Origin of the sequence: Variovorax sp. Root411, from assembly GCF_001425205.1 — a bacterium.
GTDB lineage: Bacteria > Pseudomonadota > Gammaproteobacteria > Burkholderiales > Burkholderiaceae_C > Variovorax.
Genome location: NZ_LMDW01000005.1, coordinates 127,900 through 146,263 on the forward strand (window position 1 = coordinate 127,900; position 18,364 = coordinate 146,263).

Here is an 18,364-nt window from a genome sequence, read left to right on the forward strand (position 1 = left end):
TCTCCTCACATGAAGTTCAGGTAGTGCGCCTGAGCCAGTGCGACTGCGTGCCTTGCCCACTTTCCGCGCTTGATGTGCGGCTTCCGACCTGCCTTCTTGGGGCCACGCTCCTTCGTAAAGTCACCGCCCTTGCCGAACTTGACCACCGACTGCGGCACCGCCAACCTCATATACAGGCCCGCGAGCGTGAAGTACACGACGATAAAGCGCAGCCCCTCGAGGACCTGCGGGTCATCCAGCCTCACCAACCCGATGGCGCAGGGCTTGTACGAATGGGCGTTGCGGTTGCAGTTGTGCAGAAAGCCGCGACCTTCGGTCAACGCCAGCCACTTGACCTCCAGCAAGTCGACCAAGCCAGCGTGGTCCTCATTGCCCTGCGGACGCAGGAACACGAGGTAGTGCTTATGAAAGCCTGCTTCACGGCCGAATTCAAGCGCCCAAGCGTACCCCAGCAAGTCCTTGCCGAAACGGTGAATCATGGAGCGGTGAAATCGTGCATCCTGATCGACGAACTCTTCCAGGACGCTGACATCGGGCACATCGTCGAATTGGGCCGGCTCCGAACCAGGTCGCCGGTAGAACAGATCAAAGCGCAGTGCGATCACCTCCGTATGACGCCGGGCCAACCGGTCGATGCATTCGCTCAGGCCGATAAAGTTCTCGATGGCGTTGCGTTCGAAGTTCTTCTGGCGCTCCTTGAAAACCTTACGTGCCAACCGACGACGCAGGACGCCGACCATCCGGTTCAGGAACTCCACCATAGCCTCGACCTGACTGCGGGCGTACAGGTCATCCAGATACATGCGCAGATTCATCGGCAGGAAGCTACGCATCCTGAAAAAGAGCATGAGCACCGGCGATTTCTCGTGCAGCACCATGTCCTGTTCGATCAGAACGAAGTCGGCTGAGGCTGCTTCGACAAGGCGCTTTCCCGATTCAGAGAACCCCAACTTGAATAGACCTCTCCTCGCTTCTTTCACCTCGAACAGTGGGGCCGAATTCACAAGCAGTTCATCTGCGACCTCATGGATCAGGGAAATGGGCCGATCATGGCTACGGGCGCGATGCAGGACAGTGCCTTGCCAAAGCAGGCACCGCTGGCGCATTGCTTGCGCTGCAAGTTGATGATATGCGTGGTCGCTCTGGCTGAGATTGGGAGACGACACTCGATGAGGGTTTTTGTTCATTTTTGACACAAGAAGGTCCTGACACCCACGTTGGGGTGTCGATTGATTGGCAGTTGAATTGCTGTTGCGTGAAACCTGTCTCTTGTGTTGAGCTAGGGATTGAAGAAGTTTTAGTGAACTTCGATCAGCGGTGAGATATCACCTACGCTCTTGAGAGACTGGGTTTTGCAATAGTTATAGAAGGGTTGATCTTCGAGGCCGAATCAATGCTGAATCGACCTGGCATCAATGGGCATTTTGGGCAGAGAATGTCCCGGAGATCCGGCATCTCCTGGCGCAGGTGTTTTGGTTCCCCGTTATGACCGCGGCACGCATGGCCCATGCCCCTGTCCGAAGGCGGACATCGGGACGGGGCGCAGCGTCGGACGGTCTGGCGTTTTAGTTCGCTGCCGAGTGAAGAACGCCGCCGCGGCGACTCGGCCTACGCATCTCGATAGCGATAGAGCGATCGCTACCGTCGGCCATTCGCATCGGCATGCGCATGGTTCGGTTGCGAGGCCCCGCCTCCTCTTCTTGTGCTGCGGGAACTTCCCCAGCTTGGGGGAGCACGATGTGCTGACCTGCAGATGCGGCGATCCAGGCATCCACCGTGGCCTCGTCCCAGTAGGGGATGCGACTACCCGGGAAGTAGATCGGACGTGGGAACGAGCTGTCGAAGTAAGGGCTCTTGGGATCCAGCTTGGCGTGCAGGGTGCTCTTGGAGAAGGGGATCTTCTTGAGCAGGCGCTGTTTGCGCATGAGCTGGAAGCTCGGAGGGCGTGGGTGCGAAGGATGGAGGGAGTCGGACATAAATGTGCGTCGTTGGAAGTGGTTGAACACGAACGCACTGTCTCGGAATCGGCCAGTTTCCTTAAGGGGCGAGCCGGCAGACCTACCCCCTGGCAGCTGGCTGACCCAGAAGCAAAAAGGCCAACCCGACGGGTTGGCCTGACAATTGAATTGCTCCCGGACTACTTGAGTCGATCCCGCAGCGAGGGGATGAGTTCCAAGCGATCGGGCATCGCCTTGATCCAGCCGGTGATCGTGGCCTCGAAGTTTTTGAGGCTGTCCGGACCAAATTCCTCGGTGAGCGTGTTTTCCAAGATGCTCACGGCTCTCGCCTGACTGGGCCAAGGGGCCTGGGAACGCATGATCTCGTAGGCTCGGGTTTTCATGGCGTTGGTCTGCTTGTGACGCGAGGAGCCGCCTTCTGCCGCAATAGCAGACTTATACGTGCCCACCACGGTCTCGGTGAAGAGTTCTTCACCGCGATTGGTGACCACGACAGTGCCCAGATAGAAACTCGCTTCGCACAGCAGGTCCCAGGCACAGTCCTGCTGGAGCTCCTGCTCCTGCTCCTGCTCCTGCTGCTGCTCCTGCTTCTCCATGACCCACATGGCTGCCAATGCGTTTGCACAGGAGACATAGATCCACGCCACATCGGATTCGATGGCCGGGCCCTCGCCGGTGATCAGTTCAAAGAATCTTTCTGCGTTGACTTCGCCGGTCGGCAGAAGCGCCGATGCTGCGTCCTCGACGAACAGCGTCTTGATTCGGCCATGGACGCGTTCTTTGAAGCCCTGTTCACCGTATTGCGGCTTGCTCTTTTGGTATTCGTTCTCCAAGGTCCCCATGATCCGGGAATATCGCTTCAAGATTCGGTGCTGGTGTTCGGGAAAGTCGTTAATATCGGTGTGCATGCGGGGGTGTTGGAGTCTTCAAATCGCCGTCTGGCAGAGCATTGTCAGCTACGCACGCATGTGACGCGTGACGCGCGATCGATCGATCATAAAGAACTGCACAGTCTCTCTGATCAATGATTGCTACGCGGCCTTGGCTGAGAACGGAAGAACCTTGCCGGTTCGCCGGCTTTCCAAGTATTGAGCCCACCAGTCCATCAACTTAATGCGCTCCTGAACACGCGCCCCTCGGTCATAGGCCGCGCGCACCTGGTTGCGCTCGGCATGAGCTAACTGGCGCTCGATGGCGTCAGCATTCCAGCCCGCCTCGTTGGCGACAGTCGAGAACAGAGCGCGAAACCCATGGGCTGTCGCCAGGTACTTGTAGCCCATACGCGCCATCGCACTGTTGAACGTGTTTTCGCTCAGGGGCTTGGAGGGATAGAAGGGGCTCGGAAACACCAACTCCCGGTTGCCGCTCAGGGGCTTCATGGCTTCCACTGCCGCAACGGCCAGAAGCGACAGAGGCACGATGTGTTCAGATCGCATCTTCATGCGCTCGGCAGGAATGCGCCAAAGCTTCGCCTCCAGGTCGAACTCACTCCAGCGCGCGCCACGCACTTCTCCCGGTCGCGTGGCCGTCAGCATCAGCAGACGCAGGGCGTTGATCGTGTGCGGCTCGCCTTCATAGACGACCAGCTTGCCCAGAAACTCCGGCAGGTCGGCAGGCCCCAGCGCCGCGCGGTGCTGCACGCGTCGTGGCTTCAGAATCTCCGAAGGAACAAGGTCCAGCATGAGATTGCGATCGATATGTTGGTGTGTGGTGCCGTATCGATAGATGGCCTTAATGCGTTGCAGCACGCGCATAGCGATTTCCCCTGCGCCGCGCTTCTCGATCTCTTTGACGACGTCCATGACTTGGCGGGGGGTAATGGCTGACATAGGCAAGCTGCCAAGCCTAGGGAAGACATCCGCTTCTAGTGAAGCGCGTGTGCGTGCCAGGGTGATGGCCTCCCATCGCCCCGCTTGATGCGAGAGCCATTCTTCGGCGACTGCCTTCAGCGTGTTGGTTACCTCCTGAAGAGCCTTATTCTTGGCGGCTTTTTTGAGCGTCCCGGGATCTTCGCCTCTGCTCAGCGCCTGCTTGGCCTGAAAGCGCTTCTCGCGCGCCTCTTTGATTCCGACGACGGGATACACGCCGAAGGCAAGGAGTTTCTCCTTCCCGTCGAAGCGATACTTCATCCGCCAGTACCGGCCACCGTTGGCCGTGACCTGAAGGTACAAACCCTCGCCGTCGGTATAGCGCCCGGGGGTGGTGAGATTGCGGACTTTGAGGTCGGATAAAGGCATGATGCTGAGCTTTTAGGGGTCGGGGTACTTTTGGGGGTATGTCCCAAAATCGAACTCTAGGATAGCAAGCATCTATGCGCCTTGGAGCCGACACTTTGGTTCCTGGCGGCGGGACCAGACACCGAGATCACGACGTCTCACCAAGCCTCAATACCCGCACGTTTCCCCAGCGTAGCGGGTTTTTCTTTGTCTACGCGCATCTCCTCGGCCGCTGAGCAGTTCGCGCCGCCGATGCCTTCTTCGTTGCACTGGGCCTATTCACAACCGGTCGATTTCGGATGCTTCCCCAGCATGAGTTCCTACCTTCAAGCTCGTGCAGAATACCTTCGCCTTAACGGTGAAAGTTGCGAATGAGTGAAGTCAATGGGCACGGGCTGAATCGCAATATTCCCGCCGCCGTCAAACGACAGGTTCGGCAGGCCTGCGGTTTTGGTTGCGTGATCTGCGGCGCTGTGATCGTTGAGTACGAGCATGTCGACCCACCGTTTGCTTGGGCCACAAGCCATGACCCTGCAGCGATTGCATTGCTTTGTCCTCAGTGCCATGCCAAGGTCACTCGCAAGTTCATGCCGAAAGCGATTGTGAGCGCGGCAATGAAAGCCCCGATCTGTAAGCGACAGGGCTATGCGAGTGAAGTTTTCGAGTTGGGGCAGGTCTCTCCGATCTTGGTATTTGGAGGGGTGACATTGCATGAGTGCCCAGTCCCGGTGCAGGTAAAAGGCCTGCCACTGATCCTGGTGCAACCCGGCGAAGAGCCTGGGGCGCCCTTCCGGCTGACGGGCACATTCTGTGACGGCACTGGTCTGCCTAGCTTAGAAATCGTTGAGAACGAGTGGCGACCATTTGTTCGCAATTGGGACATGGAGGCCGTGGGGGGTGTCATTACAGTTCGCCAAGGACCCGGGGACGTTTCATTGCGATTACGTGTAGAACTACCTGATCGCTTGGTGGTGGAGCGCCTAGACATGTTCTCCGGGGGCTATCGCATCGTGGGTGATCCTTCAAGCCTCTTCGTCGTCAGTCCGGGCGGCGGCACCATGACCATGACAGGGTGCATGGTGTCGCACTGTCGTGTGGGGCTTGCTCTTGAGTAACTCCGGTGCATGAGCACTGGACAGCGGGCGCACGGGGGGGCATGCACATGCGTCGAGTTCGGACTCCGACACCGTGGCCTCAGCAGAAACGAGGTACCGGAATTTCTTTCAGACAACCGCCGGACTGCTCTCGGAACCGGATCGTGGACTGCTAGATCTGCGCCCCTATCAATTTGTCCAAGGTTCTGCCCGGCTTGACCCCGCAGGCCGAACACCACCGAGCAAACAGCAGCACGTCGACGAAGTTCTCGCCACGTTCAAGCTTGGAGATGTAGGACTGGCCCACCCCCAGGGCTTCGGCCATCTGCACTTGCGTCAGTCCAGCCTTCACCCGAACGCTGCGCATCAGGTTGCGCAGCGCCTCGTATTCGGCGTGATAGAGGGAAACGGACATGCGTCCATGGTCTAGTCCAATACGGAATAGTCGTAACACGACTTTTAAACATACAATCCAGCATGCAACGGCGAAGACCGGAGCGTGTCAAAAAATCAGTCAGGGATCGGATCGAAATGAAAAATGGGATGTTTCTGCGGGCGCAGCCTTTGTGCCGTCAGCTCGCGATGGATGCAGCGGAGTCGATAGGCCGAGCCAGTCGGCAGATTCAAGATGGGTTGGCCGGACGCATACAGGAGGTCAGCTTCTGCGTGATGGTTTGCGTATAGGCTTCATCGGCTTGTTTAGAACGGCCTGATTCTTTCTTCGCAGCAAACCACCCTCCGATGTAGGGGCGTTTGTAGCAACGATCCCCTCGAAAAGCACAGGCAATGTCGTGCCCAAGCTGTAGCACAGCGTCGCCAGGGTCATCAAAGAGGGGTTGATGTAGCCCCCTTCGAGCTTGGATATCCGCGACCGTTCGATTTCTGCGTCGTAGGCCAAGGCGACCTGAGTCTTGCCTGCGGCAAGTCGGAGCTTCTTCAGATTTTTCCCTAGCGCCTGGGTTACCGCATTAGGCAGTGTTCCGATCGCTGGTTCTGGGGGAGGTGGCGCTTTTCGACTGGCATTTTTCATTGCCGTCGAGGGTCAAGAAGTGTGCATCTCAGGGAAACGTCTTAAAGGACACATATGAGACGATGTGTTCTATAAGACGTACTTTTGATACGATGCATCACGCAACGGCGAAGACCGGCGCGATGTCAAAAAAATCAATCAGGGATCGGATCGAAATGAAAAACGGGATGTTTCTCGTGGGCGCAGCCTTCGTGCTGTCAGCTCGCGATGGCAGCGGCGAATGGGATAGGGGAGGGGATCGAGGACCGTTGCCATGAAACGGCCAGAAGGCAAGCTGGAGCAGAACTCCCGCTGCTCTCGACACACGCCCTTCGACAGGGCTTTCATGGAATGCAAGACCTTGGCCCAACTGGCGGACTGGTATGACCGCCGCATGGCGTCCGGCCGCCGGATGTCATCCGACGAGCTGGGTTTTCTCGTCGCGCATGTCTCGCGCCTCAGGGCCGCAGAGACGATGGCGCGAAGCGAACGCGCTGTGGTGAGGAAGGCCGACGAGTTCGCCGAGTTCTTCTATGGCCAGGACCATCGCGACTTCGGTGAAATCCGCGCCAGGCAGATCGTGATCGAAGGGGCTTGCTTCGACGAGGTGCCGCGCCACACGGTGTGGACGCTCGGCTCCAGGCTTTGGTGCCTGCGGGTGCCCAAGGAAAGCACCGCGACCGCGTCGAGCCACGCGCTGAAGCTCATGGAACTCGGAGGCAAGCTGATCCGCGGCAACTCCCGGGTTGCCGGGCACGCGGAGCCGCTGATCAGCGCGTTCGCGCAAGGGGTGGTCCTGGGGTTCTTCCGGCTGGCGAAGATCGACATCTCCACAGCGCTGGAAGGCGTGGGCTTCTGGCGACGCTGCGAGCTGGCCAGCATCCACCAGGTGGGCGTGGACCGTAGCCAGCGGATTCGTGCGCAGGGTGAGCGAAGTCAAAGCCGGTAGCTTGTTCGCGGCGCAGGCCAGCGACTCGCCTTCAATCGGGTACTTCCGCCGAGCGGCCGGTCGCTGCGCACGATGCCGCGGTAGCGAGCACCATCGCAAGCTCACACCGCTGACGACGCCTGGGCCCGTGCGTGCTGCGCCACGTCGGGCATCGGCCCCACGTAGCGCCCGCGCGGGCGGATCACTTGCGCCACGCCCAGTTGTTCCAGGCTGTGCGCCAACAGCCCGACGCTGCGCGCGGTCGCGAACAGGCCAAAGGCCGCATCGGCGGGCAGTCGATGGTTTGCGACCAGCGCGGCCAGGGCCACGTCGATGTTGGGTTGCAGCCCGGTCAGGCGCGTCACTTTCTGGATGAAGCGCGCGATCACCTCCGGGGGCTCGAACAACGCCAGCAAGGCGGCTGCGCGAGGATCGCCTTCGGGATAGAGGTGGTGGCCAAAGCCGGCCAATGGCAAGCCGGTCGACAGGTAGTGCGCCACCACCTGGTCGTCGCCCAGCCGTTCCACTTCGCCGAACAGCGCCTGGACGCGGCCCGAGGCATCGCCATGCAAGGGACCGGAGAGGGTGGTGAGTCCGGCCAGCAGGCATGCCGGCAGGGAGGCGCCCGTCGATGCCGCAATGCGCGCCACGAATGCCGAGCTGGTCAACTCGTGGTCGACCAGCAACACCATGGCGGTTCGCAGCAACTCGGCGACCTCGGGCGATTGCTTCCACCCCTGCGCAAAGCGCAGGTGCAGCGGCCCATGTCCTGGCTGGGCGCCGAACGCATTGGCCACTTGACCCACCAGCGCCTGGCCCTCGGCGTGCAGCACCCGGGTCAGGCGCCCACGCGTGGAATGCCCGGTGGCCGCCAAGCCCGCCAACGCAGTGAAGGCGGCCACTCGCCCAGGCGCGCCCGAGCGCATTGCGCTGGCGCACGAAAAGTCGACGGGTTGCTCGGCCTCCCACAGCAGCTGCGCGACATGTTCGAGGTTGGCCGTCCGGGACAGGCCGACGGCGTCCTCGCCCCGGTAGTACGGGTGCCCGCGAAAGAAGGCGCAAAGGGCCGTGGGGATGCTGGGCTCCGAGCCGAAGAGCGTGTTGGCTGCCAGCGTCTCGTGCTTGCGGCCGGCCTGCTTGCGCCTGGCCAGGCCGGCAACGTCCTCGGCGCGATACAGGCTGCGGCGCGCATCGGCCGGGTCGGGCGCGACTTCCAGCTTGCCGCGGCTGACGTAGGCGTAAATCGTCTGGGGCTGCACCCCGAGGAGGCGGCAGGCCTCGTCCATCGAAATCCAGGAAGCCATGGTCGGGCGTATGAAATTAAATATATTGATTTTATATATCAATATTGACGACTTCATCAAGCAATAACTAGCATGCCTCCAGCCTTGAAAACACATGCCCCTTGAATGAATTCGATATGAACCCCCAGGTCCTGCAACTCAATCCGATCCTGATCCCCTCGGTCAACGACAAGCTCGCGGCGCGCTACACCGTTCACAAATACTTCGAGACCACAGACCAGGAAGCCTGGCTGCGCGAACATGGGGCATCCATCGATGCAGTGATCACCGGAGGGCACACCGGCATTTCGCGCGGCATGCTGGAACAGTTGCCCGGCCTCAAGGTCGTGGCCATCAACGGCGTCGGCACCGATGCCGTGGATCTGGCGTACTGCCGCGGCCGCGGTCTGCCCGTTACGGCAACGCTGGGCGCGCTGACCGAGGACGTGGCCGATCTCGCCATCGGATTGCTGATCGCTGCCTGCCGTGGGCTGTGTGCCGGGGATCGCTTCGTGCGCGAGGGCCAGTGGGAGCGCTTCCCCCAGCCGAGCGCCATCCCGCTCGCCCGGCGGTTCAGCGGCATGCGCGTGGGCATCGTCGGCATGGGGCGCGTGGGCCGCGCCGTCGCGGCTCGGGCTGCGGCCTTCGGCTGCCCGATCGGCTACACCGACCTGCGTCCCATGCACGACGTTGCCCACGGCTTTGTCCCGGACCTGGTGGAACTCGCGCGGAACTCCGACGCGCTGGTGCTCTGCGCGGCGGCGGACACGGCCGAAGGCATCGTCAATGCGGCCGTGCTGGACGCCCTGGGGCCACGCGGCTTCCTGGTCAACGTCGCGCGCGGCCGCCTGGTCAACGAGGACGACCTGACAAAAGCGCTGGCCGCAGGGCGGATTGCCGGCGCGGGCCTGGACGTGTTCGTCGACGAACCCCGCGTTCCCCTTGCGCTTCGCCAGTCCGAGAACGTGACCCTGCAGGCCCACCGCGCCAGCGCCACCTGGGAGACCCGGACCGCGATGGCCGACATGGTGCTCGAAAGCATCGCCCAGGCCCTGGCAGGAGAACGCCCGGCAATGAGCCTGACCACCTGAGCCGATCTACCCATCAACAAAAGAGAGAAAGAGAGACACACAAATGCAACTCACAGCCCTGTTCAAGATCCTCGCCGTCTCGGCGTCCCTGGCCGTGGTACCGGCCTTGTCATCGGCCCAGGCCTACCCGAGCCACGCCATCAAGATCATCGTGCCCGCCCCGCCGGGCGGCGCGATCGACACGATCGCCCGTGTCGTCGGGGACAAGCTGGCGAGGTCGCTGGGGCAGCCGGTGGTCGTCGACAACCGGCCCGGCGCATCCAACAACCTCGGCACCGACGTCCTCGCCAAATCGGCGCCCGACGGCTACACGATCGGCATCGTGGGCGGCAGCCACAACATCAACAAGTACCTGTTCAAGAACCTGAGCTGGGACCCGGAGAAGAGCTTCGAGCCGATCATCTACACCCACGAGGTTCCGCTGGTGTTCGCCATCTACCCGCGGATCCCGGCCAAGACACTGCCCGAGTTCGTGGCCTGGATGAAGGCCAACCCCGACCAGGCCAAGGTTGCCACCTCCGGCCGCGGCAGCGCACAGGAAATGGCCGCCGAGATGTTCCGCATGGCCAGCGGCGTGCAGATGCTGCTGATCCCGTACAAGGGCTCTTCCGCCGCCCACCCCGATCTGCTGGCCGGACGCACCGCGCTGTTCATCGACACGATCAGCGCCATCCAGTCGCAGGTGAAGGCCGGCAACGCGCTGGCGATCGCGGTGTCGACCCGCAAGCGAACAATGTCCCTGCCGGACGTACCGACCGCGGACGAACAGGGGCTCAAGGGCTACGACGCCAACACGAACGGCGGGTTCCTGGCGCCTGCCGGCACGCCCCAGGCGATCGTCACCAGGCTCAATGCTGAAATCAACGCGGCGCTGAAGCTGCCCGATGTGCGTGCCAAGCTGGAGGCTGCCGGCGTCGAAATCCAGGGCGGAACGCCACAGGCCTACGCCGCCTTGATCAAGTCCGATCTCGCCAAGTGGGGCAAGGTCGTCAAGGAGGCGGGTATCCAGCCGGAGTGAAGCCGCCGCGATAGCCCGACACCCGGGCGACCACGGCGGCGACACCGTGGTCGGGCAGACGGCCGCGATCTTGCTCTACCTCGGGCCCCGGCCCGCTTACCCCTTCCTGTGCAGCAGTTCCAGAAACTGCTGTGCCGGAATGCTGAGCGGCCGGTCGCTGCGCACGATGCTGCCGTAGGTTGAAAGCTTGTGGCGGATCGCGTACTGCACGATGCTTAGCACGCCGTGTTCGGCGTCGCGCCGGGCGACCGTTGCCGGAATCACGCCGACCATGGGCGACTTGCGGATCAGGTTGATGGTCGTGAGTATCGAGCCGGTCTCGATCAGGCCGGGCGGCATCACGGCGTGGTGCACCTGGAACTCGCGCTCGATCACGTCGCGCATGGGGCTGTGCGCCGGCTGCAGGATCCACGTGTAGTCCAGCAGATCGGCGAAGGCCACGCGTGGCCGCCCGGCCAGTGGATGCTTGTTGCCGACGACCACCGCCAAAGACTCGTCCTCGATGGCAGTGAAGGTGCAGGCCTGGGCTTCGGGGCCCGTGGGGCGCCCCACCACCACCTCGAGCACGCCCTCGTGCAACTGGGCGAGCAGTCTGTCGCTGGTGTCCACCGCAATCTCGACGGCCAGCAAGGGATGGGCTGCCTTGAGCTCGGTGAGCGCATCGGTCAGCCGGCCGGGCGAGGCCGCCATGATGCTGCCGAGCGAGAACTTGCCGACGCTGCCGAGCTGGAGTTCGTGCAGTTCGCGATTGAGCGCCTCCATGCTGCCGCGGATGCCCCTGAAGTACCCCATCACGCGCTCGCCTGCCGCATTGAGCCGCAGCCCGCGCCCGACCCGGTCGAACACCTGCTGGCCCAGTGCGCTCTCGAGCTCGTGGAGCATCTTGGTGGCGGCCGGCTGCGTCAGGCCGAGCTGATCGGCAGCGGCGCGCAGGGTGCGCCGTTCTTCGACCGCCAGCATCAGCGCGACCTGCCGCATGCGAATGCGGTTGAGCAGCCGGGGGGTCGAATCCTGCCTGTCGATGGAGCCCACGATTGATTACCTCAGGATATTGATCGATCAAGAGCTTTCAGTTTACGTGCATCAATCGCCTGCCTACGATTGCCGCCGACGAATCCTAGAAACAGACCGGAGACAAGCAGATGAAAAAGCTCATGGCGGCCGCGGCTGCCGGGTTGCTGGCGTTCGCCGCCAGCGCCGCGCAGGCCCAGGAATGGCCCACCCGCCCGATCAGGATCATGGTCGGCTCCGCGCCCGGCGGCGGCACCGACGCGATGGCCCGCGCGGTGGCTGACCGGCTGGGCCCTTTGCTCAAGCAGTCGGTGGTGGTCGAGAACCGGCCCGGCGCTTCCAACACCCTGGCAGCCGATGCCACGGCCAAGTCCGGCGACGGCCACACCATGGTGATGGGCGTGGTCACGGCCCATGCGATTGCGCCGCACCTGCTCAAGCTCAACTACGACAGCAACCGCGACCTGGTGCCGGTGGCCTTCGTCGGCGCGGTGCCCAACGTGCTGGTGGTGAGCAACAGCGTGCCGGCCGACTCGGTGCAGGCGCTGGTCAAGCTGGCCAAGCAGGAGCCCGGGAAGCTCAACTACGCCACCAGCGGCTCGGGCAGCACCCAGCACATCGCGGCCGAGCTGTTCAAGGACGCGGCAGGCGTCGACATCGCGCATGTGCCCTACAAGGGCAGCGGCCCGGCGCTGGTCGACCTGATCGGCGGCCAGGTGCAGCTGAGCTTCGACACCCTGCCTTCGGTGATCGGACAGATCAAGAACGGCAAGGTCCGCGCGCTCGCCGTGACCACCGCGAAGCGCAATGCGCAGCTGCCCAACGTACCCACGCTGGCCGAGGCCGGCGTACCCGGTGTCGAGATGAGCGCCTGGTACGGCATCTACATGCCGGCAGGGGCGCCCAAGGCAGTGCAGGACAAGGTGCACGACGCGGTCGACCAGGTGCTTGCGATGCCCGAGACCAAGACCCGCCTCGACGCCCTCGGCGCCGAGATCACGCCCATGACCCAGGCGCAGTTCGCGCAGTTCCACGCCGCCGAATACAAGCGCTTCGGCGAGGTCATCAAGAAAAACCACATCCGCCTGGATTGACATGACGAGTTCATCTTCTCTTCCCGTTGTCGCGCTCACCCTGGGCGACCCCGCCGGCATCGGCCCCGAACTGATCGCCAGGCTGCTGGCCAAACCCGAGGCTGCCGCCACGGCCAACATCGTGCTGATCGGCGACCGCTGGCTGTGGGACGAAGGCCAGCGCATCGCCGGCACCTCGGTCGCCACCGACGAGGTGCACTCGCTGGCCGAAGTGCGCGGCCGTGCGAACACTGCACGCCCCGCGTTCCTCGCCGTGCACAGCATCGACCCCGCGCTGGTGCAGCGTGGCCAGGCCGCGGCGCCGGGCGGCCGCTCGGTGCTGCGGGTGCTCGACCGGTGCATGGACGCGACGCTGGCCGGCGAGGTCGACGCGATCTGCTTCGCACCGCTGAACAAGCAGGCCATGAAGATCGGCGGCATGCAGCACGAGGACGAGCTGCACCATTTCGCGCAGCACCTGGGCGTGACCGGCTATTTCTGCGAGTTCAACACGCTCGGCGAGCTCTGGACCTCGCGCATCTCCTCGCATGTGCCGCTGAAGGACGTGGCGAGCTACGTGAGCGTGGAGCGCATCGAGCAGGCGGCCGAACTGATCTACCGTTCGCTGCTGGCCAACGGCGTGGCGCAGCCCAAGGTCGCCATCGCAGCCTTCAATCCGCACGGCGGTGACGGCGGCGTGTGCGGGCGCGAAGAGATCGACATCATCGAGCCGGCCGTCAAGGCCCTGCAGGCGCGCAGCTGGCCCACCGAGGCGCCCTTTCACGGCCCGTTTCCGGCCGACACGATCTTTCTCAAGGCCCAGGCCGGCGAGTACCAGGCGATCGTGACCATGTACCACGACCAGGGCCAGATCGCGATCAAGCTCATGGGCTTCAGCCGCGGCGTCACGGTGCAGGGCGGGCTGCCGATTCCGATCACCACGCCCGCGCACGGCACCGCCTACGACATCGCGGGCCAGGGCAAGGCCAGCGTCGAAGCCATGTGGCAGGCCTTTCGCATCGCGGGCCGCATGGGCACCGCGCACCGCCTCGCCAACCACGCACCCGCTTGAACCCACCTCAACACCAGAGAGACACCATGAAGATCAAATCCGTTCGCGCCCGTGTTTTCGAGTGGAAAGGCAAGACCGTTTCGCCGCAGGGCAACTTCTGCTCCAACGCGATGGACCTGCTGTACGCGCCGCAGGAAACCATGAGCACCTTCCGTTTCCATTCGTGGACCGTGGTCGAGATCGAGACCGACGACGGCATCGTGGGCCTGGGCAACGTGGCGCTCGCGCCGGCCATCGCCAAGGCCATCATCGACCAGTACCTCGCGCCGCTGGTGATCGGCCAGGACCCGTGGGACTACGAGTACCTGTGGCAGCGCATGTACCGCGCCACCCACGCCTGGGGCCGCAAGGGCGTGACCATGGCCGCGATCTCGGCGGTCGACCTCGCGATCTGGGACATCCTGGGCAAGTCGGTCAACAAGCCGGTGTTCAAGCTGCTCGGCGGCCGCACCAAGGAAAAGATTCCCTGCTACTACTCCAAGCTCTACCGCACCGACCTGAACGAAATGCAGGCCGAGGCGCAGAAGTTCCTCGACCAGGGCTTCACCGCCTTCAAGATGCGCTTCGGCTATGGGCCGGCGCATCTGCAGAAGGGCGTGGCGGAAAACCTGAAGTCGGTCGAGGCCGTGCGCGAAGTCATCGGCTACGACAACGACCTCATGCTCGAGTGCTACATGGGCTGGAACCTCGAGTACGCCAAGCGCATGCTGCCCAAGCTCGAGAAGTTCCAGCCGCGCTGGCTCGAGGAGCCGGTGATCGCCGATGACATCGACGGCTATGCCGAGCTGAACCAGCTCACCAGCATTCCGATTTCGGGCGGCGAGCACGAGTTCTCGCTCTACGGCTTCAAGCAGCTGCTGGACCGCAAGGCGGTGTCGGTGGTGCAGTACGACACCAACCGTGTCGGCGGCATCACGGCCGCGCACAAGATCAACGCGCTGTGCGAGGCCTACAGCGTGCCGGTGATCCCGCACGCGGGCCAGATGCACAACTACCACCTGACCATGAGCACGCTGGCCTCGCCGATGAGCGAGTACTTCCCGATGCACGACGTCGAAGTGGGCAATGAGCTGTTCTATTACATCTTCGACGGCGAGCCGGTGGCCGAGAACGGCTTCGTGCAACTCGACGACCACAAGCCGGGGCTCGGTCTCACGCTGAAGACCGAGTACCTCAAGGACTTCAACATCGTCGAGTGACGGCGCTGCCATGTTGTCCTCGAGCTTCCAACCGAACGCACGCGTGATACGCCTGCACGCCCAAGACGATGTCGTGATCTCGCTCGACCAGCTGGTTTCGGGCACGCGCATCGAAAGCGAAGGCATCGCCGTCGCGGGCCTGATTCCGTCGGGCCACAAGATGGCCACGCGCGCGATCGAGCTCGGCGCGGCCGTGCGCCGCTACGGGCAGATCATCGGCTTTGCGACCCAGCCCATTCGGGCAGGACAGCATGTGCACACGCACAACCTCGCGATGGGAGACTTCGCGCGCGACCATGCGCATGCGGCCGATGCACGCCCGACGGCGCGCGCTGCCGAACCGGCGAGCTTCGAAGGCATCGTGCGGGAGGACGGCCGCGTCGCCACGCGCAACTACATCGGCATCCTGACCTCGGTGAACTGCTCGGCCACGGTGGCGCGCGCCATCGCCGACCGCTTCCGGCGCGACATCCATCCCGAGATGCTGGCGCCGTTCCCGAACGTCGACGGCGTGGTCGCGCTCACCCATGGCGCCGGCTGCGCTGTCGATCCGCAGGGCGAAGGCCTTGCCATCCTGCAGCGCACGCTGGGCGGCTACGCCTGCCACCCCAACTTCGCGGGCGTGCTGGTCATCGGCCTGGGCTGCGAGACCAACCAGATCCGGCAGCTGCTGGCGACCCAGGGCCTGCAGCACAGCGAGCGGCTGCAGAGCTTCACGATCCAGGACACGGGCGGCACCACCCGCACCATCGCGCAGGGCATCGAGCGCATCCAGGCGATGCTGCCGCTGGCCGACGCCGTGCGGCGCCAGACCGTTCCCGCCAGCCACCTGGTGGTCGGCCTGCAGTGCGGCGGCTCCGACGGCTACTCGGGCATCTCGGCCAACCCGGTGCTCGGCGCCGCGGTCGACCTGCTGGTGCAGCACGGCGGCACGGCCATCCTTTCGGAAACGCCGGAGATCTACGGTGCCGAGCATCTGCTGACGCGGCGTGCGCAAATACCCGAGGTCGGGCGCAAGCTGGTCGAGCGCATCCGCTGGTGGGAGGCCTACTGCGCACGCAACGGCGCCGCGATGGACAACAACCCCTCGGCCGGCAACAAGGCCGGCGGCCTGACGACGGTGCTGGAGAAATCGCTCGGCGGCATTGCCAAGGCGGGCTCGACCAACCTGGTGGAGGTGTACGAATACGCCCAGCCGGTGAGGGCGCGCGGCCTGGTGTTCATGGACACGCCCGGCTACGACCCGATCTCCGCCACCGGCCAGGTCGCGGGCGGCGCCAACCTGATCTGCTTCACCACGGGGCGCGGCTCGGCCTACGGCTGCGCGCCATCGCCTTCCTTCAAGCTCGCCACCAACACCGCGCTGTGGCAGCGGCAGTCCGACGACATGGACCTCAACTGCGGCGAGGTGCTCGATGGCACGCGCAGCATCGAGGAACTCGGCGAGTGCCTGTTCCGGATGCTGTTGGCCACTGCCTCGGGCCAGCCTTCGCGCAGTGAACTCCACGGCTACGGGCAGCAGGAGTTCGTGCCCTGGCAAATCAGCGTGATCACCTGACGCGCAACTTTTTTTCACCACACCATGACAACCACTCGCCCCGTCCGCTTTCGCGGCATCTTCCCCGTCGTGCCCACGCCGTTCACCGAGCGCGGCGAACTCGACCTCGAAAGCCAGAAGCGCTGCGTCGACTTCATGATCGATGCCGGCTCGGATGGCCTGTGCATCCTGGCCAACTTCTCCGAGCAGTTCCTGCTGTCGGACGACGAGCGCGAGGTGCTCACGCGCTGCGTGCTCGAGCACGTCGCCGGCCGGGTGCCGGTGATCGTGACCACCACGCACTTCAGCACCGAGGTCTGCGCCGCGCGCAGCCGCCGCGCGCAGGACATGGGCGCGGCCATGCTGATGGTGATGCCGCCCTACCACGGCGCCACCTTCCGCGTGCCCGAGCCGCAGATCCGCGACTTCTATGCGCGCTTGTCCGATGCGGTGGACATCCCCATCATGATTCAGGACGCCCCTGCCGCCGGCACGCCGCTGCCGGCTGCGTTCCTCGCGCAGATGGCGCGCGAGATCGAGCACGTTGCCTATTTCAAGATCGAAACAGCGGGCGCCGCATCGAAGCTGCGCGAGCTGATCCGCCTGGGCGGCGACGCCGTCGAAGGCCCGTGGGACGGCGAGGAGGCCATCACGCTGCTGCCCGACCTCGACGCTGGCGCCACCGGCTCGATGACCGGCGGCGGCTACCCCGACGGCATCCGGCCGATCATCGAAGCGCATCGCGCAGGCGACCGCGACAAGGCCTCCGCGCTCTACCAGCGCTGGCTGCCGCTCATCAACCACGAGAACCGGCAGTCCGGCTTCCTGGCCGCCAAGGCGCTGATGAAGGAGGGCGGCGTGATCGCCTGCGAGGCGCCGCGCCATCCCTGGCCCGCCATGCATCCGGAAACCCGCAAGGGCCTGATCGAGACCGCACGCCGGCTCGATCCGCTGGTGCTGCGCTGGGCACGCTGAACAAGGAACCCCTCATGCAAAACTTCGACAACCTGATCGGCGGCGAATGGCGTGCCGGCGCAAGCTACAGCCCCAACCTCAACCCCAGCAACCTGTCCGACGTGCTGGGCCAGTACACCCAGGGCGACGCATCGCACGTCGAAGCCGCCNGCCGGCGCAAGCTACAGCCCCAACCTCAACCCCAGCAACCTGTCCGACGTGCTGGGCCAGTACACCCAGGGCGACGCATCGCACGTCGAAGCCGCCGTTGCTGCCGCCACCGCCGCCTTCCCGGCCTGGGCCACGGGCAGCATCCAGGCGCGCTCCGACGCGCTCGACAAGATCGGCACCGAAATCCTTGCACGCAAGGAAGAACTCGGCACGCTGCTGGCACGCGAAGAAGGCAAGACGAAAGCCGAAGGCATCGGCGAAGCCACGCGCGCGGGCCAGATCTTCAAGTTCTTCGCCGGCGAATGCCTGCGCCTGTCGGGCGAGTTGCTGCCTTCGGTGCGGCCCAACATCGGCGTGGAAATCACGCGTGAGCCGGTCGGCGTGGTCGGCCTCATCACGCCGTGGAACTTCCCCATCGCCATTCCCGCATGGAAGATTGCGCCGGCGCTGGCCTTCGGCAACTGCGTCGTGCTCAAGCCCGCCGATCTCGTGCCCGGCTGCGCCTGGGCGCTCTCCGAAATCATCAGCCGCTCAGGCATCCCGGCCGGCGTGTTCAACCTCGTGATGGGCCGCGGCAGCGTGATCGGCAACGCGCTGGTCAGCCACCCCGGCATCCATGCGATCAGCTTCACAGGTTCGGTCGGCGTGGGCCGCAACATCGCCGTGCAGTGCGTCACCAACCACAAGAAGGTGCAGCTCGAAATGGGCGGCAAGAACCCGCAGGTGATCCTGGACGATGCCGATCTCGCG

The 18,364-nt window shown here is 63.9% G+C and carries 17 protein-coding genes and 1 pseudogene; 10 read left to right on the top strand and 8 right to left on the bottom strand.

Features of this window, described 5'->3' with window-relative positions; all coding sequences use genetic code 11:
* Positions 1-5 precede the first annotated feature (5 nt).
* From ASC92_RS09955 to ASC92_RS09970, 4 genes are all read right to left on the bottom strand, one after another.
* Positions 6-1,196: an inovirus-type Gp2 protein gene (locus ASC92_RS09955; protein ID WP_162245717.1), complete on the bottom strand. Its 1,191-nt coding sequence runs from the start codon at positions 1,194-1,196 to the stop codon at positions 6-8.
* Positions 1,197-1,565: 369 nt separating this feature from the next.
* The gene (locus ASC92_RS09960; protein ID WP_157609026.1) at positions 1,566-1,925 is read right to left on the bottom strand and encodes a helix-turn-helix transcriptional regulator; all 360 of its coding nucleotides are present in this window, start codon (positions 1,923-1,925) and stop codon (positions 1,566-1,568) included.
* 212 nt (positions 1,926-2,137) lie between these two features.
* Entirely contained in the window at positions 2,138-2,866 is a 729-nt protein-coding gene (locus ASC92_RS09965; RefSeq protein ID WP_157609027.1) for a hypothetical protein, read from the bottom strand.
* A gap of 123 nt (positions 2,867-2,989) precedes the next feature.
* Entirely contained in the window at positions 2,990-4,195 is a 1,206-nt protein-coding gene (locus tag ASC92_RS09970; RefSeq protein ID WP_056514089.1) for a tyrosine-type recombinase/integrase, read from the bottom strand.
* Between the two features lie 350 nt (positions 4,196-4,545).
* Between ASC92_RS09970 and ASC92_RS28560 the strand changes: the two genes are divergently transcribed.
* Positions 4,546-5,289: an HNH endonuclease gene (locus ASC92_RS28560; RefSeq protein WP_157609028.1), complete on the top strand. Its 744-nt coding sequence runs from the start codon at positions 4,546-4,548 to the stop codon at positions 5,287-5,289.
* Between the two features lie 151 nt (positions 5,290-5,440).
* Here the strand turns inward: ASC92_RS28560 and ASC92_RS09975 are convergent, their stop codons facing one another.
* Both ASC92_RS09975 and ASC92_RS27990 read right to left on the bottom strand, forming a co-directional pair.
* The gene (locus ASC92_RS09975; RefSeq protein ID WP_056514090.1) at positions 5,441-5,683 is read right to left on the bottom strand and encodes a helix-turn-helix domain-containing protein; all 243 of its coding nucleotides are present in this window, start codon (positions 5,681-5,683) and stop codon (positions 5,441-5,443) included.
* Positions 5,684-5,923: 240 nt separating this feature from the next.
* Entirely contained in the window at positions 5,924-6,298 is a 375-nt protein-coding gene (locus ASC92_RS27990; protein ID WP_082519558.1) for a helix-turn-helix domain-containing protein, read from the bottom strand.
* A 253-nt stretch (positions 6,299-6,551) separates the two neighbouring features.
* On the opposite strand from ASC92_RS27990, the gene ASC92_RS09980 reads away from it, so the two are divergent.
* Positions 6,552-7,226 carry a hypothetical protein gene (locus ASC92_RS09980; protein ID WP_056514093.1) on the top strand — a complete coding sequence of 225 codons (675 nt, stop codon included), beginning with the start codon at positions 6,552-6,554 and terminating at the stop codon, positions 7,224-7,226.
* A 101-nt stretch (positions 7,227-7,327) separates the two neighbouring features.
* Here the strand turns inward: ASC92_RS09980 and ASC92_RS09985 are convergent, their stop codons facing one another.
* Positions 7,328-8,509 carry a citrate synthase family protein gene (locus ASC92_RS09985; RefSeq protein WP_056514096.1) on the bottom strand — a complete coding sequence of 394 codons (1,182 nt, stop codon included), beginning with the start codon at positions 8,507-8,509 and terminating at the stop codon, positions 7,328-7,330.
* A gap of 116 nt (positions 8,510-8,625) precedes the next feature.
* Here ASC92_RS09985 and ASC92_RS09990 point away from each other — a divergent pair, with 116 nt between their 5' ends.
* Positions 8,626-9,579: a 2-hydroxyacid dehydrogenase gene (locus tag ASC92_RS09990; protein ID WP_056514099.1), complete on the top strand. Its 954-nt coding sequence runs from the start codon at positions 8,626-8,628 to the stop codon at positions 9,577-9,579.
* A 43-nt stretch (positions 9,580-9,622) separates the two neighbouring features.
* Positions 9,623-10,597 (top strand): Bug family tripartite tricarboxylate transporter substrate binding protein, encoded by a 975-nt coding sequence (locus ASC92_RS09995; RefSeq protein ID WP_056514104.1) that lies wholly within the window; start codon positions 9,623-9,625, stop codon positions 10,595-10,597.
* Between the two features lie 96 nt (positions 10,598-10,693).
* Here ASC92_RS09995 and ASC92_RS10000 read toward each other — a convergent pair whose 3' ends face one another.
* Positions 10,694-11,629, bottom strand: a complete 936-nt coding sequence (locus tag ASC92_RS10000; protein WP_056514107.1) for a LysR family transcriptional regulator — start codon at positions 11,627-11,629, stop codon at positions 10,694-10,696.
* 110 nt (positions 11,630-11,739) lie between these two features.
* Here ASC92_RS10000 and ASC92_RS10005 point away from each other — a divergent pair, with 110 nt between their 5' ends.
* The 6 genes and pseudogenes from ASC92_RS10005 to ASC92_RS10030 all read left to right on the top strand — a co-directional run.
* Positions 11,740-12,702, top strand: a complete 963-nt coding sequence (locus ASC92_RS10005; RefSeq protein WP_056514110.1) for a Bug family tripartite tricarboxylate transporter substrate binding protein — start codon at positions 11,740-11,742, stop codon at positions 12,700-12,702.
* Position 12,703: 1 nt separating this feature from the next.
* Positions 12,704-13,753, top strand: coding sequence for a 4-hydroxythreonine-4-phosphate dehydrogenase PdxA (locus ASC92_RS10010; protein ID WP_056514112.1), 1,050 nt, complete (start codon positions 12,704-12,706; stop codon positions 13,751-13,753).
* 26 nt (positions 13,754-13,779) lie between these two features.
* Positions 13,780-14,952, top strand: coding sequence for an L-rhamnonate dehydratase (locus ASC92_RS10015; RefSeq protein WP_056514115.1), 1,173 nt, complete (start codon positions 13,780-13,782; stop codon positions 14,950-14,952).
* A gap of 10 nt (positions 14,953-14,962) precedes the next feature.
* Entirely contained in the window at positions 14,963-16,510 is a 1,548-nt protein-coding gene (locus tag ASC92_RS10020; protein WP_056514118.1) for a UxaA family hydrolase, read from the top strand.
* Positions 16,511-16,534: 24 nt separating this feature from the next.
* Positions 16,535-17,464, top strand: coding sequence for a dihydrodipicolinate synthase family protein (locus tag ASC92_RS10025; RefSeq protein ID WP_056514122.1), 930 nt, complete (start codon positions 16,535-16,537; stop codon positions 17,462-17,464).
* Positions 17,465-17,614: 150 nt separating this feature from the next.
* Positions 17,615-18,364, top strand: a pseudogene (locus ASC92_RS10030) (aldehyde dehydrogenase family protein); the annotation flags it as partial.

Bases quoted from the DNA above. Each gene is read 5' to 3' on its own strand.
- ASC92_RS09965 (WP_157609027.1), bottom strand. From the start codon at position 2,866: ATGCACACCGATATTAACGACTTTCCCGAACACCAGCACCGAATCTTG.
- ASC92_RS27990 (WP_082519558.1), bottom strand. From the start codon at position 6,298: ATGAAAAATGCCAGTCGAAAAGCGCCACCTCCCCCAGAACCAGCGATC.
- ASC92_RS10010 (WP_056514112.1), top strand. From the start codon at position 12,704: ATGACGAGTTCATCTTCTCTTCCCGTTGTCGCGCTCACCCTGGGCGAC.
- ASC92_RS10005 (WP_056514110.1), top strand. From the start codon at position 11,740: ATGAAAAAGCTCATGGCGGCCGCGGCTGCCGGGTTGCTGGCGTTCGCC.
- ASC92_RS09995 (WP_056514104.1), top strand. From the start codon at position 9,623: ATGCAACTCACAGCCCTGTTCAAGATCCTCGCCGTCTCGGCGTCCCTG.
- ASC92_RS10020 (WP_056514118.1), top strand. From the start codon at position 14,963: ATGTTGTCCTCGAGCTTCCAACCGAACGCACGCGTGATACGCCTGCAC.
- ASC92_RS09960 (WP_157609026.1), bottom strand. From the start codon at position 1,925: ATGCGCAAACAGCGCCTGCTCAAGAAGATCCCCTTCTCCAAGAGCACC.
- ASC92_RS10015 (WP_056514115.1), top strand. From the start codon at position 13,780: ATGAAGATCAAATCCGTTCGCGCCCGTGTTTTCGAGTGGAAAGGCAAG.
- ASC92_RS09980 (WP_056514093.1), top strand. From the start codon at position 6,552: ATGAAACGGCCAGAAGGCAAGCTGGAGCAGAACTCCCGCTGCTCTCGA.
- ASC92_RS10025 (WP_056514122.1), top strand. From the start codon at position 16,535: ATGACAACCACTCGCCCCGTCCGCTTTCGCGGCATCTTCCCCGTCGTG.
- ASC92_RS09990 (WP_056514099.1), top strand. From the start codon at position 8,626: ATGAACCCCCAGGTCCTGCAACTCAATCCGATCCTGATCCCCTCGGTC.
- ASC92_RS09985 (WP_056514096.1), bottom strand. From the start codon at position 8,509: ATGGCTTCCTGGATTTCGATGGACGAGGCCTGCCGCCTCCTCGGGGTG.
- ASC92_RS09975 (WP_056514090.1), bottom strand. From the start codon at position 5,683: ATGTCCGTTTCCCTCTATCACGCCGAATACGAGGCGCTGCGCAACCTG.
- ASC92_RS09970 (WP_056514089.1), bottom strand. From the start codon at position 4,195: ATGCCTTTATCCGACCTCAAAGTCCGCAATCTCACCACCCCCGGGCGC.
- ASC92_RS28560 (WP_157609028.1), top strand. From the start codon at position 4,546: ATGAGTGAAGTCAATGGGCACGGGCTGAATCGCAATATTCCCGCCGCC.